At 74.5% G+C, this 15,331-nt stretch carries 15 protein-coding genes; 13 read left to right on the top strand and 2 right to left on the bottom strand.

Going from position 1 to position 15,331, the window contains the following annotated elements:
- The first annotated feature begins 63 nt into the window (after positions 1–63).
- The 10 genes from QRT03_RS19990 to QRT03_RS19945 all read left to right on the top strand — a co-directional run bounded on the left by QRT03_RS19990 (position 64) and on the right by QRT03_RS19945 (position 11,452).
- Positions 64–1,218 carry an LLM class flavin-dependent oxidoreductase gene (locus QRT03_RS19990; RefSeq protein ID WP_286054779.1) on the top strand — a complete coding sequence of 385 codons (1,155 nt, stop codon included), beginning with the start codon at positions 64–66 and terminating at the stop codon, positions 1,216–1,218.
- On the top strand, positions 1,215–2,081 hold the full coding sequence (locus tag QRT03_RS19985; RefSeq protein ID WP_286054778.1) for a fumarylacetoacetate hydrolase family protein: 867 nt from the start codon (positions 1,215–1,217) through the stop codon (positions 2,079–2,081). Before QRT03_RS19990 ends, QRT03_RS19985 begins: the two co-directional genes overlap by 4 nt.
- On the top strand, positions 2,078–2,998 hold the full coding sequence (locus QRT03_RS19980) for an ornithine cyclodeaminase family protein (protein WP_286054777.1): 921 nt from the start codon (positions 2,078–2,080) through the stop codon (positions 2,996–2,998). The genes QRT03_RS19985 and QRT03_RS19980 overlap by 4 nt, the downstream gene beginning before the upstream one ends.
- The gene (gene dapA, locus QRT03_RS19975; RefSeq protein WP_286054776.1) at positions 2,995–3,933 is read left to right on the top strand and encodes a 4-hydroxy-tetrahydrodipicolinate synthase; all 939 of its coding nucleotides are present in this window, start codon (positions 2,995–2,997) and stop codon (positions 3,931–3,933) included. The genes QRT03_RS19980 and dapA overlap by 4 nt, the downstream gene beginning before the upstream one ends.
- Positions 3,930–5,072, top strand: coding sequence for a cupin domain-containing protein (locus QRT03_RS19970; RefSeq protein WP_286054775.1), 1,143 nt, complete (start codon positions 3,930–3,932; stop codon positions 5,070–5,072). Before dapA ends, QRT03_RS19970 begins: the two co-directional genes overlap by 4 nt.
- A gap of 32 nt (positions 5,073–5,104) precedes the next feature.
- Positions 5,105–6,415: an MFS transporter gene (locus QRT03_RS19965; RefSeq protein WP_286054774.1), complete on the top strand. Its 1,311-nt coding sequence runs from the start codon at positions 5,105–5,107 to the stop codon at positions 6,413–6,415.
- Positions 6,412–7,623: a cytochrome P450 gene (locus tag QRT03_RS19960; RefSeq protein WP_286054773.1), complete on the top strand. Its 1,212-nt coding sequence runs from the start codon at positions 6,412–6,414 to the stop codon at positions 7,621–7,623. The genes QRT03_RS19965 and QRT03_RS19960 overlap by 4 nt, the downstream gene beginning before the upstream one ends.
- Positions 7,624–7,693: 70 nt before the next feature.
- Positions 7,694–10,204, top strand: a complete 2,511-nt coding sequence (locus tag QRT03_RS19955) for a phosphoenolpyruvate synthase (protein WP_286054772.1) — start codon at positions 7,694–7,696, stop codon at positions 10,202–10,204.
- A 125-nt stretch (positions 10,205–10,329) separates the two neighbouring features.
- Positions 10,330–10,701, top strand: a complete 372-nt coding sequence (locus QRT03_RS19950; RefSeq protein WP_286054771.1) for a VOC family protein — start codon at positions 10,330–10,332, stop codon at positions 10,699–10,701.
- A 4-nt stretch (positions 10,702–10,705) separates the two neighbouring features.
- The gene (locus QRT03_RS19945) at positions 10,706–11,452 is read left to right on the top strand and encodes an SDR family oxidoreductase (RefSeq protein ID WP_286054770.1); all 747 of its coding nucleotides are present in this window, start codon (positions 10,706–10,708) and stop codon (positions 11,450–11,452) included.
- A gap of 3 nt (positions 11,453–11,455) precedes the next feature.
- Here QRT03_RS19945 and QRT03_RS19940 read toward each other — a convergent pair whose 3' ends face one another.
- Entirely contained in the window at positions 11,456–12,298 is an 843-nt protein-coding gene (locus QRT03_RS19940; protein WP_286054769.1) for a helix-turn-helix transcriptional regulator, read from the bottom strand.
- 93 nt (positions 12,299–12,391) lie between these two features.
- Between QRT03_RS19940 and QRT03_RS19935 the strand changes: the two genes are divergently transcribed.
- On the top strand, positions 12,392–12,844 hold the full coding sequence (locus QRT03_RS19935; RefSeq protein WP_286054768.1) for a GatB/YqeY domain-containing protein: 453 nt from the start codon (positions 12,392–12,394) through the stop codon (positions 12,842–12,844).
- On the opposite strand, the gene QRT03_RS19930 is transcribed toward QRT03_RS19935, so the two are convergent.
- Complete coding sequence (locus QRT03_RS19930) at positions 12,826–13,404, bottom strand: hypothetical protein (RefSeq protein WP_286054767.1); 579 nt, start codon at positions 13,402–13,404, stop codon at positions 12,826–12,828. The two genes, QRT03_RS19935 and QRT03_RS19930, sit on opposite strands and share 19 nt — an antisense overlap.
- A 109-nt stretch (positions 13,405–13,513) precedes the next feature.
- On the opposite strand from QRT03_RS19930, the gene QRT03_RS19925 reads away from it, so the two are divergent.
- Together QRT03_RS19925 and QRT03_RS19920 are read left to right on the top strand one after the other, a co-directional pair.
- A complete protein-coding gene (locus tag QRT03_RS19925; RefSeq protein WP_286054766.1) occupies positions 13,514–14,704 on the top strand; it encodes a sensor histidine kinase in 1,191 nt (396 codons plus the stop codon).
- Positions 14,701–15,330: a response regulator gene (locus QRT03_RS19920; protein ID WP_286054765.1), complete on the top strand. Its 630-nt coding sequence runs from the start codon at positions 14,701–14,703 to the stop codon at positions 15,328–15,330. Before QRT03_RS19925 ends, QRT03_RS19920 begins: the two co-directional genes overlap by 4 nt.
- The last annotated feature ends 1 nt before the right edge of the window (position 15,331 follow it).

The raw sequence follows: 15,331 nt of genomic DNA, 5'->3' as shown, positions 1-15,331 counted from the left end.
CTTGGACCTATGTGTTCTGCGTCTCTAGCGTCCTTCTCGTCAGCACGGACGAGGAGGTCTGCGGTGAACCCGCTGTTCAACGACAACGCACTGAAGCTGGGGCTGTTCTGCACGAACGGGACGGGCGCCTCGCAGACCCTCGTGCCCGAGGCCCCCGACACGTCCTGGGCGCGCTCGCTGCGGACCGCCCGCGCCGCGGACCGGGCCGGCCTGGAGGCCGTCGTGCCGTTCGCCCGGTGGAAGGGCTATCCCGAGGGTCGCCCGGAGCACCGGTCCGGCCGCGTCCTGGAGCCGTTCACCTGGGCCGCGGGCATCGCCGCCGCCACCGAGAACATCGGTGTGTTCGCCACCTCCCACGCGCCGACGCTGCACCCGATCGTCGCCGCGAAGCAGGCGGCGACCGTCGACCACATCTCCGGCGGGCGGTTCGCCCTCAACGTCGTGGGCGGCTGGAACCGGCCGGAGCTCGAGATGTTCGGCGCGCCGATGCGCGAGCACGACGAGCGCTACGACCACCTCGCCGAGTGGCTCGAGGTGATCCGCAGGCTGTGGGCCGAGACCGACGAGTTCGACTTCCACGGGCGCTTCTTCGACGTCGTCGGCGGGGTCTCCCAGCCCAAGCCCGTGCAGCCCACCATCCCGATCATGAATGCCGGCGGGTCGCCGCGCGGGATGCGGTTCGCGGCCGAGCATGCCGACCTGTGCTTCGTGATCGTGCAGGCCGAGGACGAAGCCGGGATCCGCCGTCAGGTGGAGTCCTACCAGGAGATGGCGCGCGAGCAGTTCGGTCGCGAGGTACGGCTCTGGACGCACACCGTCGTCGTCCAGCGCGACACCCAGGCCGAGGCGGAGGCGTACCTGCAACGGTTCTCCGCCGAGTTCGAGGACGTCGAGAGCGTCGACGCCTGGATGCGCCTGCAGGGCGCGAACACCCAGCTGATGCCGCCCGAGGTGATGGCCATGATGCGCCAGCGGTTCGCCGCGGGCGCCGGCGGCTTCCCGCTCGTCGGCACCGCGGAGCGGATCGCCGAGCGGCTCGAGATGCTCAGCGCCGCCGGGATCGAGGGTGCGCTGCTGACCTGGGTCGACTACGACGCCGGGCTGGACGCCTTCACCCACGAGGTGCTGCCCCGTCTGGAGCGGGCCGGGCTGCGGGCGCCGGTCGCCGACCGGACCTCCGTCACCCCGCCGCTCGCCGAGCCGGTGGCCGCGCGATGAGGCTCGCCCGCTTCACCACCTCCGGGCAGCCGGGCTTCGGGATCGTCGAGGGCGACGAGGTGGTCCGCCTGGACCACCGGGTCCGGAGCTTCGACCACCTGCTGGCCGCCCCCGTTCCGGCACGTCCCGACGACCCGCGGGTCCCCGTCGCCGACGTCGCGTGGCAGCCGCCGGCGGGGGACCACCCCAAGATCGTCTGCGTCGGGTTCAACTACCCGGCGCACGCCGCCGAGTCGTCCCGCGGGCCGGCCGACGTGCCGACCCACCCGACGTTGTTCACCCGCTTCGCGGACTCGTTCGTCGGCGCCGGGACGCCGGTCGTCCGGCCCACCGGTGACGACTCGCTCGACTGGGAGGGCGAGGCCGCCCTGGTCATCGGCCGACCCGGACGCCGGATCGCCGCCGACGACGCCTGGGCGTACGTCGCCGGCGTCACCTGCATGGCCGAGAACAGCGTCCGCGACTGGCAGCTCCACTCGACCCAGGCCACCGCGGGCAAGAACTGGCACCACTCCGGTGCGGTCGGACCGTGGGTGACCACCGCCGACGAGCTGGGCCGCGGCGCGTTGCGCGTCACCACCCGGCTGAACGGCGAGGTGGTCCAGGACGACACCACGGACCGGTTGACGTTCCCGTTCGCCGAGCTCGTCGCCTACGTCAGCGCCGTCACCCCGCTGCGCCCCGGCGACCTCGTCGCCACCGGGACGCCCTCGGGGATCGGGCTGCGTTGCGAGCCCCCACGGTTCCTGCGCCCCGGCGACGTGGTCGAGGTGGAGGTGTCCGGGGTGGGCGTCCTGCGCCACGGCGTGGTCGACGAGGTCCCCGTCACCGTCCCCGCCGAGCTCGCGGGGGTGGCGTCGTGAGGTTCTGGACGGAGGCCGACGTGCGGTCGGGGCCGACGGTGTCCGACGTGGTCGACGCGCTCGAGCAGGTGCTCGTCGACGAGGCCGAGGGCACGGCGTGGAACGTCGACAAGACGATGAGCGCCTGGCCGGTCGACGCCGGCCGGGCGAGCGCGCACGCGCTCGGCGCGGTGGACCGCACCGCCGGTCTGGCGATCTTCAAGACGTGGGTGAACACCCCGGCGGGAGCGAGCGCGCTGATGACGGTGTTCGGTGCGGACGACGGGGCGACCCTCGGCGTGGCCGAGGCCGGGACGGCCGGGACCCTGCGGACGGCGGCGGCCAGCGGGGTCGCCACCCGGCACCTCGCCGACCCGGACGCCGACGAGCTCGCCCTGCTCGGCGCCGGCCGGCAGGCGCTGCGCCAGGTCGAGGCGGTCGCCGCCGTCCGGCCGTTGCGGCGGGTCCGGGTGTGGAACCGGACCGTCGCCGGTGCGGAAGCGCTCGCCGGCCGCGTGCGCGACGAGCTGCACCTGGACGTCGACGTCGCCGGCACCGTCGAGGACGCGACCCGCGACGCCCCGATCGTCACCGCGGTCACCCGGGCCGAGGAACCGTTCCTGCGGGCGGACCACCTCGCCGCGGGCGCCCACCTGAACGCGGTCGGCGCCATCCTCCCGACCCACGCCGAGCTCCTCCCCGACGTCCTCGCCGCCACGTCGCTCGTCGTCGTCGACAGCGAGCCGAACGCCCGCCGTGGCTCCCGTGAGCTGCGCGAACACCTCGACGACGAGCCGGGGAGCGTGCACACGCTCGCCGAGGTCGTCGTCGGGAAGGTCGCCCGACCGGCCGCACCCCGCCTCACCGTCTTCAAGGGAATGGGCATGGGACTCTCCGACCTCGCCGTCGCCACGCTCCTCGTCGGGGGGCGGCCGTGAAGCACCGCAGCGACCCGACCTCGATCCGCGGCTCGATCGCCCCCGTCGTCACCCCGTTCACCGCCGACGGCGGGCTCGACCTCGACTCCCTGCGCGGGCTGGTCCGCCGGCAGCTCGACGCGGGCTCGCACGGCATCTCGATCGGCGGTTCGACCGGCGAGCCGTCGGCGCAGACCGTGGCCGAGCGGATCGCCGCCATCGAGGCGGTCGCCGCCGTGGTCGACGACGCCGTCCCGTTCCTGCCCGGCACGGGGTCGGCCAAGCTCGACGAGACGCTGGAGATCACCGCCGCGGCGCGGGACGCCGGTGCGGACGCCGCGCTCGTCATCACGCCGTACTACGCGCGGCCCACGCAGGAAGCGCTGTACCGGTGGTTCGCGACGATCGCCGGGGAGTTCCCCGACCTGCCGATCGTGCTCTACAACGTGCCCTCGCGGACCGCGGTCGACGTCGCCCCGGAGACCGTGGCGCGGCTGTTCCGCGACTGCGACAACGTCGTCGGGATCAAGGAGACGACGAAGGACTTCGAGCACTTCTCCCGCGTGCTGCACCTCTGCGGCCGCGACCTGATGGTCTGGTCCGGCATCGAGCTGCTCGGCCTGCCGCTGCTGGCCCTGGGCGGCGCCGGCTTCGTCTCCGCCGTCAGCAACCTCGCCCCGACCGCCGTCGCCCGCATGTACGAGGCGTGGGAGGCCGGTGACCACGAGACCGCCCGCGATCTGCACTACGCCCTGCACCCGCTGGTCGACCTGTTGTTCGTCGAGACCAACCCGGCCCCGGCGAAGTGGGTGCTGCACCGGCAGGGCCTGCTCGCCTCCGACCACGTGCGGGCTCCGCTGCTGCCCCTGACCGCCGACGCCCGCCCGCAGGTCGAGGCGCTGCTCGGAGCGGCCACCGGGTCGGCCCACATCGACCTCCTGGGAGGACGGCCATGACCGCCACCGACGTCCACCGCCTCGCGGCCGGCACCGCGGGCCACACCGTGGACATCACCGGGCAGGGCCCCGCCCGGCCCACCCCGTGGGCGCCGCTGCGGGTCACCGCCGCCGAGATCGCGGAGACCGTCGAGCACCTGTCCCGGGGCGCACGGCCCGACAACGGCCGCCGCGCCGCGGCGCTCGTGCACCCCGAGTCGACCACCGGACGCAGCTTCTCGCCCGGGGTGGAGGTCGTCGTCGAGGTCCTCCTGCCCGGGGAGAGCACGACCCCGGTGCGTCGCAACTCCAGCCTCGTGCAGATCGGCGTCGAGGGCACCGGCAGCGTCGAGGTGGGCAGGACCTCCCTGACGATGGGCGCCCGCGACGTGGTGACCGTGCCGTCCATGCGGCCCCACCGGTTCGCCAACCCCTCGGACCGACGGTGGGTGCGCCTGTCCTACTCCAACGCCCCCCTGCTCGACTTCCTCGGCACCCACTACGTCGAGCAGCTCGACTCCGCGTGGTCGCCGGGCGTCCCGCTCGACGGCCCGATCGACATGGACGAGTCCGCGGAGGTCGCCGACCGCGGGAGCGCGCCGGACCACGAGATCTCCCCGACCGGGGCCCGTCTGCGCGGCTACGAGTACCTCGTCGACATCGAGCCGGTCCCGAACCAGCCGCTGCACTGGCCGTACGAGACCGCCCGGGGACTGATGGCGCAGACCCTGGGCGACGGCCGGCGGACGATCATGGCGCTCTACAACACCGCGACCGAGCGCCGGCAGGGCGCGACCAACTCGTTCTTCGTCACCCTGTCGCGGATTCCCTCCGGCCTGAAGGCCCGCGCCGAGGGCCCCGGGCACCGCCACAGCTCGGTCGCGATCAACTACCACGTCGAGGGGACCGGCTACTCGGTCGTCGACGGGCAGCGCATCGAGTTCGGCCCCGGCGACCTGCTCCTGTCCGCGCCCTCGTGGCGCGAGCACGCGCACTACCCGAGCGAGTCCGGCCTGACCGTCTACACCGTCCAGGACCACCCCCAGCACATCGGCATGGAGTCGCTGATCTGGCAGGAGGACCTGGACGGGCCGATCTTCGCGCTCGGCCTGGAGAAGGGGCAGACCGGCTACACGGCGCCCCGCAACTGGGACGACTGACACCACCCCTCCACCACCTGAGACGAGCTCCCATGACCACGTCCCGACGACCACGCCGCGTCGCCCTGGCCGGCCTGATCGGCACGACGATCGAGTGGTACGACTTCTTCATCTACGGCACCGCCGCCGCGCTGGTGTTCGCCCCGCAGTTCTTCCCGAGCGTCTCGCCGGTCGCCGGCACCCTGGCCGCGCTCTCGACCTTCGCCATCGGCTTCGTCGCCCGCCCGGTGGGCGGTGCCGTGATGGGGCACTTCGGCGACCGGCTCGGCCGACGGCGGATGCTGGTGGCGTCGCTGCTGATCATGGGCGTGGGCACCCTGCTCATCGGCCTGCTGCCGACCTACGCGGTCATCGGGGCCGCGGCCCCGATCCTGCTGGTGCTGCTGCGCTTCGTGCAGGGCATCGGGGTCGGCGGCGAGTGGGGCGGTGCCACCCTGCTCGCCCTCGAGCACGCACCACCGCGCCGCCGGACCCTCTACAGCGCGCTGCCCCAGGTCGGCCTGCCCCTCGGGGTCGTCCTCGCGAGCCTCGTCTTCCTCGCCGTCCGGCTCGTGGTGGACGACGCGACCTTCGCCGCCTGGGCCTGGCGGATCCCGTTCCTGCTCAGCGCACTCCTCGTCGCCTTCGGCCTCGTGCTGCGGCTGCGGCTGGACGAGAGCCCGGAGTTCGAACGCGTCCGGTCCGCCGGCGTGCACCGGGCCCCGCTGGCCGAGGTCCTGCGGACCCCGCGGGTGCTCCTCCCGGCCGCCGGCCTCAACATCCTGATCTCCGGGTTCGCCAACGTCCTGCTCGTCTTCACGCTGGCCTACGTCGCGGCCCGGCAGCTGGTCGGGGCCCAGACGATGCTCGCGATCACCGTCGTCACCGCCCTGGTGTGGGCGGGGGCCCTTCCCCTGGCCGCGGTGTGGGCCGAGCGCATCGGGCGGCGACCGGTGATCCTCGTCGGCGTCGTCGGGCTGACCGCCTGGGCCTTCCCGTACTTCTGGCTGCTCGACACCGGGACCACCGCCGGTGCCCTCGTCGCGTGCGTGGTCGCCGGCGCCGGGTTCGGCATCGGCACCGGCGCGTACGGGGCCTACATCGCCGAGGCCTTCCCCGCGCCCGTCCGCTACAGCGGGTCCTCGGTGGCCTACGCGATCGGCAGCGTCGCCGGCGGCGCGCTCGCCCCGATCGTCGCCACCGTCCTGTTCGCGCAGACCGGCACCGGAGTCGGGATCTCCGCCTACGTCGTCGGCCTCGGGCTCGTCAGCCTCGTCGCGACCCTCGCCCTGCGCAGCCCGCACGCCGAGGTGCCGGACCCGCTGCCAGCGGCGTCCGTCGAGCCACGCGAGGCGACGGCATGACCGCGCCCGACCCCGGAGCCTCGGCGGGTCTCGTCGACCTCGACCCCTACGCGCCCGAGCTCACCGAACCGACGGTGTGGGAGGTCTACGAGGCGGCGCGCGCGGCCGGACCGGTCGCGCGCTCCCCGCGGCGCGGCGGGTTCTGGGTGCTCACCGGCTACGACGACGTCCGCGCCGTCCTGCGCGACCCGGCGACGTTCTCGTCCGCCTCCGGGCACCGCATCCCGACCGACGGGACCCAGCACGCCATCCCGATCGACGTCGACCCGCCGCTGCACACGGCCTACCGCAAGCTGATGGTCCCCGCCCTGTCCCCGGCACGGGTCCGGCGGCTCCGGCCCTTCCTCGAGCACACGATCACCGACCTCGTCGCCGGGTTCGCCGGGCGCGGTGGCGGGGACTTCGTCCGCGAGATCGCGCTGCCCCTGCCCCTGGCCGTGCTCTCCGAGCTCGTCGGCTTCGCGCCGGACACCGTCGCCCGGTTCCGCGAGGTCACCGAGCAGATGTGGTCGGGGCTCGACGCCGACGGTGGGGCCGTCGACTTCGTCGGCGCGCGCCGGCAGGTGTACGAGCTGATGGCGGCCGAGCTCGACGCGCACCGCGCGCACCCGGCCGACGACGTCGTCGCCGACCTCCTGAGTGCCGAGGTGGACGGCCGGCCGCTCGAGGAGGACGAGCGGGTCAGCATCCTCGCCACCTTCGCCGTGGCGGGACACGAGACGACGATGAACGCCGCGAGCACCCTCGTCCACCTGCTGCTGCAGGACCCGGCCCACCAGGAGCGGCTGCGCGCGGACCCCGCGTCCGCCACGGGATTCGTCGAGGAGATGCTCCGGCACCGCAGCCCCGCCCAGAACTTCGCCCGCCGCGCGACCTGCCCGGTGACCGTGGCCGGGCGGCGCCTGGAGGAGGGTGACGCGGTCCTGCTCTCGCTCGCCGCCGCCAACCGGGACCCGGACCGCTTCCCCGACCCCGACCGTTTCGACCCCGACCGGGACGCCCGCGGACACCTCGGCTTCGGCTGGGGCATCCACCAGTGCCCCGGCGGCGTCCTGGCGCGGACCGAGCTGACGATCCTGCTCCGGGTGCTGGCCGAGCACCCGGCGCTGGAGCTCACGGGCGACGTCACGTGGAGCGGCCTGCAGGGCGGGAACCACCTGGGCCCGACGTCGCTGCCGGTCCGCTTCGCCGCCGCCCCCAAGCTATAGCGGCTGACGGGGCTTGCGGCAAGACCCGGGGCGTGCTCCACCATCTCCGCTCGACGTGGAGGGGGAGTCCTTGGGTACCGATGTGCTGGACCTGCGGGAGATCGACCGGAGCCGTGCGGCCGAGGTCGGAGGCAAGGCGGCGAACCTGGGGGAGCTCGCGCGGGTGCCGGGGATCGCCGTGCCGGCGGGGTCCTGCGTGACCACGGAGGCGTTCCGCCGCGTGCTCGCGGGAGTGCCGTCGCTGGCCGACCGCCTCGAGCAGCTCAACCGTCCGAAGCCGGACGATCAGCGGGCGATCGCCGAGCTGAGCGCCGCCGTCCGCGAGGCGATCGTCGCCGCACCCGTCCCCGGCGAGATCGCCGAGGCCGTCGTCGCGGTCACGGGCGGGGGCCCGTACGCGGTCCGCTCCAGTGCGACCGCGGAGGATCTCCCGGCGGCCTCGTTCGCCGGACAGCAGGACACCTACCTGGACGTCCCGGGCCCGGAGGTGCTGGAGCACGTGCGGCGCTGCTGGGCGTCGTTGTTCACCGATCGCGCCGTCACCTACCGCCTGCGGCAGGGGATCGATCACCGCACGGTGCTGATGGCGGTCGTCGTGCAGGAGATGGTGGCCGCGGAGGCGTCGGGAGTCCTGTTCACCGCCGACCCCGTGACCTCACACCGCCGGGTCGCCGCCGTCGAGGCGGTCCCCGGCCTCGGCGAGGCCCTCGTGTCGGGCGTGACGAACCCGGACCGGTGGACGGTGCGCGACGGCGTCGTCGAGGGCGCCGTCGTGACGGCGCCCGGGGTGCTGACCGAGGCCCGGGTCCTCGAGCTCGTCGCGCTGGGCCGGCGCATCGAGGCGCACTTCGGGTGTCCGCAGGACATCGAGTGGTGCCTCGCCGACGGCGGGTTCGCCGTCGTCCAGAGCCGGCCGATCACGACGCTGTTCCCCGTCCCGGCCACGGACGACGACGACCTGCACGTCTACATCTCCACCGGGCACCAGCAGATGATGACCGACGCGATGACCCCGCTCGGGCTGTCGGTGTGGCAGATGACCACACCCCGCCCGATGGCGGAGGCCGGGAGCCGGCTGTTCGTCGACGTGACCGGGGCGCTGACCTCGTCCGGACGCCAGGCGCTGCTCGACATGTGGGGGCGCGGGGACCCGCTGGTGCGCGACGCGCTGGAGACGGTCCTCGCTCGCGACGAGCTCCGTCCGACGTCGGACGACCGCCGCGGCACCCCACCTCCTGCCCCGGAGATGATCGACGCGGACCCGGCGCTCGTGGCCGAGCTGATCGCCGCCGCCGAGGCGTCGGTCGCGGGCACCGCCCGCGCGATCCGGTCGCATCACGGCGAGGACCTGTTCGCGTTCGTCGCCGAGGACTTCGTCGAGCTCCGGCGGCTCCTGTTCGATCCCCGCAGCCACCAGGTCTTCATGACGGCGATGGACGCGGCCTTGTGGCTCGACGAGCACGTGGGGGAGTGGCTGGGCGAGGGCGACGTCTCCGACACCCTCACGCTGTCCGTCCCCGACAACGTCACCTCGCAGATGGGGATGGCGCTGCTGGACGTCGCCGACGTGATCCGTCCCCGTCCGGCGGTCGTCGCGTTCCTGCGGGGCCTCTCCGAGGACGACTCCCTCGACGGACTGCTCGACGTCGAGGGCGGCGCCGAGGCCCACGAGGCGCTGCACGGGTTCCTCGACACCTACGGCATGCGCTGCATCGGGGAGATCGACATCAGCCGGCCGCGCTGGGCCGAGCGGCCCGCGGCGCTCGTGCCGATCGTCCTCGGGCACGTCGACCACGCCGCACCGGGCGACGGCCGGCGTCGGTTCGACGCGGGGCGGGAGCAGGCGGACCGGAAGGGCGCCGAGATCCTCGAGCGATTGCGTGCTCTTCCCGACGGCGAGCGGAAGGCCGCCGAGACCAGGGCGATGATCGACCGGCTGCGCACCTTCATCGGCTACCGCGAGTTCCCGAAGTTCGCCATGATCCAGCGCTACTTCCTCTACAAGCAGGCCCTGCTCGACGAGGCCGGACGCCTGGTGGACGACGGCGTGCTCGACGCGGTCGACGACATGGCGCTGCTGCGGTTCGACGAGCTGCGCGAGGTCGTGCGCACCCGGCAGGTCGACCGCGGGCTCCTCGACGAGCGCCGGCAGGCCCTCGCCGTCGACCGCACGCTGACGCCGCCGCGGGTGCTCACCTCGGACGGCGAGGCCCTCTCCGGCACCTATCGCCGCGACGACCTGCCCGACGGCGCGCTCGCCGGGCTGCCGGTGTCCCGGGGGGTGGTCGAGGGGCGGGCGCGCGTGGTGCTGGACATCGCCGACGCCGCCTTCGAGTCGGGCGACATCCTGGTCACCGCCTTCACCGACCCCAGCTGGTCGCCGGCGTTCGTCGCGGTCGTCGGCCTGGTCACCGAGGTCGGCGGGACCATGACCCACGGCGCCGTCGTCGCCCGGGAGTACGGCCTGCCGGCCGTGGTCGGCGTGGAGCGCGCCACGCAGCGCATCCCGGACGGGCAGCGGATCCGCGTGGACGGGACGAGCGGGTCGGTGGAGTTCCTCCCGTCGTCGGCGCCGCCGTGATCATCAGGCCCTCAGGGTCGTCGGGCAGGGCCTCCGACAGCACAGGGTGCCCGCTCGTCGTCCGACGACGACGGAGTCGGATCCGTCCAAGCCGCACCGACCTGCCGTCGGGAAGGCTCTGGCCCATGACGAGCCCCGTGCGCCGCATCATCGCCGACGTCGCGATGCCCGACCCCACCGCCGACCGCGCCTTCTGGACCGAGCTGCTCGGCCTGGACACCCCGATGGACCAGGGGTGGGTGGTCAACCACAGCGCGACCGGGATCGCGCAGATCCCCCAGGTCCAGCTCATCACCCACGACGCGAGCGCGCCGGAGGACCCGGTCCTCTCGGTGGCGGTCGAGCCGTCCGAGCACGAACCGATCTACCGCCGGATGATCGACGCCGGGCTCGAGATCGTGCACCCGATGACCACCGAGCCGTGGGGCGTGCGGCGGTTCTTCGTCCGGACGCCCGGGGGCGTGGTGGTGAACGTCCTGGAGCACCACGAGGCGTGATCTGATGGTCCGGGTGAGGACACTGATCACCGGGGCGTCGAGCGGGCTCGGCGAGGGCATGGCGCGGGAGTTCGCCGACCGGGGCCACGAGCTCGCCCTGGTCGCACGGCGGGCCGACCGGCTGGAGACGCTCGCGACGGAGCTCTCCGCGCGGCCGGGGGCGTCCCCGGTCCTGACGGCCGAGCTCGACGTCACCGACGACGCCACCGTCGCCCGGGTCTTCCCGGAGCTCGCGCGGAAGCTGGGCGGGCTGGACCGCGTGATCGTCAACGCCGGGATCGGGGACGGGCGGAAGGTCGGGTCGGGGAAGCCGGAGGCGAACCTGCGCACCGCGCGCACCAACTTCGTCGCCGCGATCGCCCAGGCCGAGGCGGCGATGGAGATCTTCCGGGCGCAGGGGAGCGGCCACCTGGTGCTGATCACGTCGGTGGCCGCCGACCGCGGCCTGCGCGGCGCGCAGACCGTCTACGCGGCGGCCAAGGCCGGGCTCTCGACGTTCGCCGAGGGGCTGCGCTCGGACGTGCACGGCACCGGGATCGTCGTCACCGAGATCGCCCCGGGCTACATCCGCACCGACCTCAACGAGGGCATGACGATGCCGTTCGGCGTCGATGCGGCCACCGGGGTGCGCGCGATGGTCGACGCGATCGAGCGCCGGCCCGCGCACGCCTACGCGCCGCGCTGGCCGTGGTCGGTGCTGGGCCCGGCGCTCCGGCTGATGCCGATGCCGCTGGTGCGCGCCCTGACGTAGCCGCTACTCCACGAGGGCCTGCGTGCCGAGCACGACCGCCAGCTCCAGGCGTTCGGCGTCCTCGGTCCCCGGGTCGGCGGTGTAGACCATGATCCGCACGTCGTCGGTGGCCACGACGAGCGTGTCGCAGTCGAGGGTGACCGGCCCGACCGCCGGGTGGTCGATCGTCTTGCGCTTCGACTGCTCGCCCATCGGGTCGGGGAGGTCGGCGTCCCACAGCTCGACGAAGCGCGGGCTGTGTGCCGCGAGCTGCTCGACGAGGTGACGCAGGGAGCGGTCGGCGGGATAGCGGCTCGCGGTCATCCGCAGCGCCGCGACGACCATCTCCTCGAACGCCGCCTCGCCGTCGACGGTGTACACGACCCGTCCGCCCGGGCCGACGAAGTGCCGCCACAGCGCGTTGCGCTCGAGCCCCTGCCAGGCGGTCGTGTCGCCCATGAGCGCGTCGTAGGGCGCGTTCGCGACGAGCAGCGTCAGCGCCGCGTCGAAGACCGCGACCGGGGTGTGCTCGAGCCGGTCGAGCAGCCGCTGCACGCTGCGGGTGATCCGGGCGGGGACCACGTCGCGGCCCGGGGTGGCGTGCCCGGCGAGCGAGAACAGCAGGTCGCGCTCCGCGTCGGACAGGCGCAGCGCCCGCGCCAGCGCCTCCACCACCTGGGCCGACGGCGAGGTCGCCCGGCCCTGCTCGAGCCGGGTCAGGTAGTCGGCCGAGATGCCGGCGATCCCGGCGAGCTCCTCTCGTCGCAGTCCGGCGGCCCGGCGCCGCTGTCCGGCCGGCAGACCCGCCGTCGCGGGCTCCAGCCGATCGCGCCAGCGGCGCAACGTGCGCCCGAACTCCGAGGTCATGCGCCCCAGCATGCGCGCCGGGGAGCAGCACTGTCCTGGTCCTGGTGGTCCCACCACCGAATCCGGGTGGACCGCGACGCCTAAGCTGGTCGGGTGCTCAAGGAGAGGCTCCGCAGCGACCTGACCACCGCCATGAAGGCCCGCGACCAGACGCGGGTCGCGACCCTGCGCATGGCGCTGACGGCGGTGGCGAACGCCGAGACCGCGGGGACGGAGCACCACGACCTCTCCGACGACGAGGTCATGGACGTCCTCGTGCGCGAGACCAAGAAGCGCCGCGAGTCCGCGGAGGCGTTCGACGGTGCCGGCCGCTCCGAGCTGGCCGAGCGCGAGCGCGCCGAGGAGCAGGTCCTCGCCGGGTACCTGCCGCAGCCGATCGCCGACGACGAGCTCTCCGCGCTCGTCGCGGCCGCGATCACCGAGACCGGCGCGGACTCGATGAAGGCGATGGGCCAGGTGATGAAGGTCGTCCAGCCCCAGGTCGGCTCGCGGGCCGACGGCAAGCGGGTCTCGACCGAGGTGCGGCGTCAGCTCTCGGGTTCCTGACGGCGGGTCGGTGCGAGCCCGCCGAGGTGCCACACCGGTCCGGTGAGGAACCAGATCGCGGTGATCACGCCGAGCCGCGGGAACCAGTCGGTCAGGGCCGTGACCTCGGCGCCCGCCCCGGCCAGCAGGATCACCAGACCGATCCCGGCGGCGGCGATCGCGCCCGCGAGCAGCCAGCGGGCGAAGCTGCGCCACTCGTGGGCGGCACGCTCGCGGCCGTCCCGCGGCACCTTCTGCGGCCGCGGCGCACCTGCCCAGCGGTGCGCCGCGTGCCCGTCGGCCCACCGGATGACCGAGTGCCCGAACGCGACCGAGAACCCGACGTAGAGCGCGGCCAGCCCGTGCGCGGACGTCGCCGCACCGCCCGCGCGGACGTCGACCACGGCCGTCGTCAGGATGGCCAGGTCGACCAGGACGGTGCAGCCGAGCAGGCCCATCCCGAGGCGTGGGGCGCGCAGCAGGTAGCGGACGGCGAGGCCGCCGACCAGGAACACCCAGAACGCGACCTCGCCCACGACGATCGCGATCGTGGCCGGTGAGGTCAGCAGGTCCGTCGTCATGGGCCGAGCGTGCGTCGGCGGGGGAGCCGGGCGCGTCGGCCCGAGGTCGCGTCCGACGTGGTCCCTTCGACCGATGCCGGCGCGGTCCGGATCGTGGTCCGATGGCCGCATGATCCGGACCGTCCGGGACGTCCTGCCCCGCCCGTGGTGGTGGGACGCCGGCATCGCGCTGCTCACGGTGGCCGTGGGCGTCGCGTCGATGTCCCTCGTCCCGGTCCGGTTCGCGGTCGACGTCCCACCGGCGGCGCCGTGGGTCCGGCTCGCGCTGGTCGTGGCGGTGGCGGCGCCGCAGCTCCTGCGCACCCGGCGCCCCGGGCTCGCGCTGGTGCTCGTGGTCCCGCTCGCCGCCGCGGACGTCGCCGCCGGGTTCTCCCCGGCGTCGGCGCTGGCGCTGTGGGACCTGCTCTACTGCGCGGTCCTGCACGGCTCGGCCGCCGTCAGCCGCCGGGCGCAGCGCGCCGGTCCCGCGCTGTACGCCCTCGCGCTCGCCGGGCTGGCCCTGGCCGGGACGTCGACGGCGCTCCTGGTCGCCTCCGCGTTCACCGGGGCGGGCCTGCTGCTCCTGCCGGTGTGGTGGGCCGCGGAGGTCCGGCGGCCCACGCGGGAGGCGCTCGCGTCGCGGGAGGCGGCCGAGCAGGCGGCGCGGATCGCCGCGCTGGACCGGCGGGCGGCGGTGGCCGACGAACGCGCCCGCATCGCCCGCGAGCTGCACGACTCCGTGGCCGGGCACCTCGCCGCGATCGCCCTGCAGTCGCAGGCCGCGCTGCGCACCGCGGAACCGGCGGCGCGCGAGCGGGTGCTCGGCTCGGTCCGGGAGAACAGCGTGCGGGCCCTCGACGAGATGCGGGCGCTGATCGGGGTGCTCCGCACCGGCGCCGACGCCGCCGAGGGACCGTCGCCGACCGCCCCGCGGCTCGCCGACCTCCCCGCCCTGGTCGAGTCCGCCCGCGCGGGTGGGCTGGACGTGGAGGTGGACGGGGTCCTCGCGCCGGGCGGCGTCCCCGGTCCGGTCGACCTGACCGCGTACCGCATCGTGCAGGAGGCACTGACGAACGTCTCGGTCCACGCTCCCGGCGCGACGGTGCGCGTGGCGGTCGGCCGGGAGGGCGGGGACGTCCTGCTGCTCGAGGTGATCAACTCGCTCGCGGCGGGATCGTCGGGGCCCCACGTGGGCGCCGGGAGCGGGGTGGAGGGCATGAAGGTGCGGGCGGCCGCGGTCGGAGGCGAGCTCGAGGCCGGTCGGGACGAGGACCGGTGGCGGGTCGTCGCCCGGCTCCCGCTCGGCGGGGTCGCGCCGTGACCCGCGTACTGGTCGCGGACGACCACGACGCCGTCCGCACCGGCCTCGTCATGATCCTCGGGGCCGCGGACGACATCGAGGTGGTCGGCGAGGCGGGCGACGGGGCGACCGCGGTGCGCCGGGCCCGCGACCTGCGCCCGGACGTCGTCCTCATGGACGTCCGGATGCCGGGCACCGACGGCATCGCGGCCACCGCGGAGCTCGTCCGCGACGACGTCTGCCGCGTGCTGGTGCTGACGACGTTCGACCTCGACGAGTACGTGTTCGCCGCGCTCCGGGCCGGGGCCGCGGGCTTCCTGCTCAAGTCCGTCGACGCGGACGCCCTGGTCGACGCGGTGCGCGGGGTCGCCGCCGGCGACGGGGCCCTCGCACCCGGCGTGACCCGGCGGGTCATCGAGGCCGTCGCCGCGGGCGCTCCCGAGCCCGACCTGCCGTCGGGACTGGCGGACCTGACCGGCCGGGAGCGGGAGGTGTTCGGGCTGCTCGGGGAGGGGTTGTCGAACGCCGAGATCGGCGGACGCCTGCACCTCTCCGAGGCGACGGTGAAGACCCACGTCTCCCGGGTCCTGACGAAGCTGGACCTGCGGTCGCGCACGCAGGCGGCGGTCCGCGCGGCGCGGCTGTGAC

Source organism: Actinomycetospora termitidis, from assembly GCF_030286555.1.
GTDB classification, from domain to species: domain Bacteria; phylum Actinomycetota; class Actinomycetes; order Mycobacteriales; family Pseudonocardiaceae; genus Actinomycetospora; species Actinomycetospora termitidis.
The sequence above is the reverse complement of the archived record's forward strand: the minus strand, read 5'-3'. Positions and strand labels throughout refer to the sequence as shown.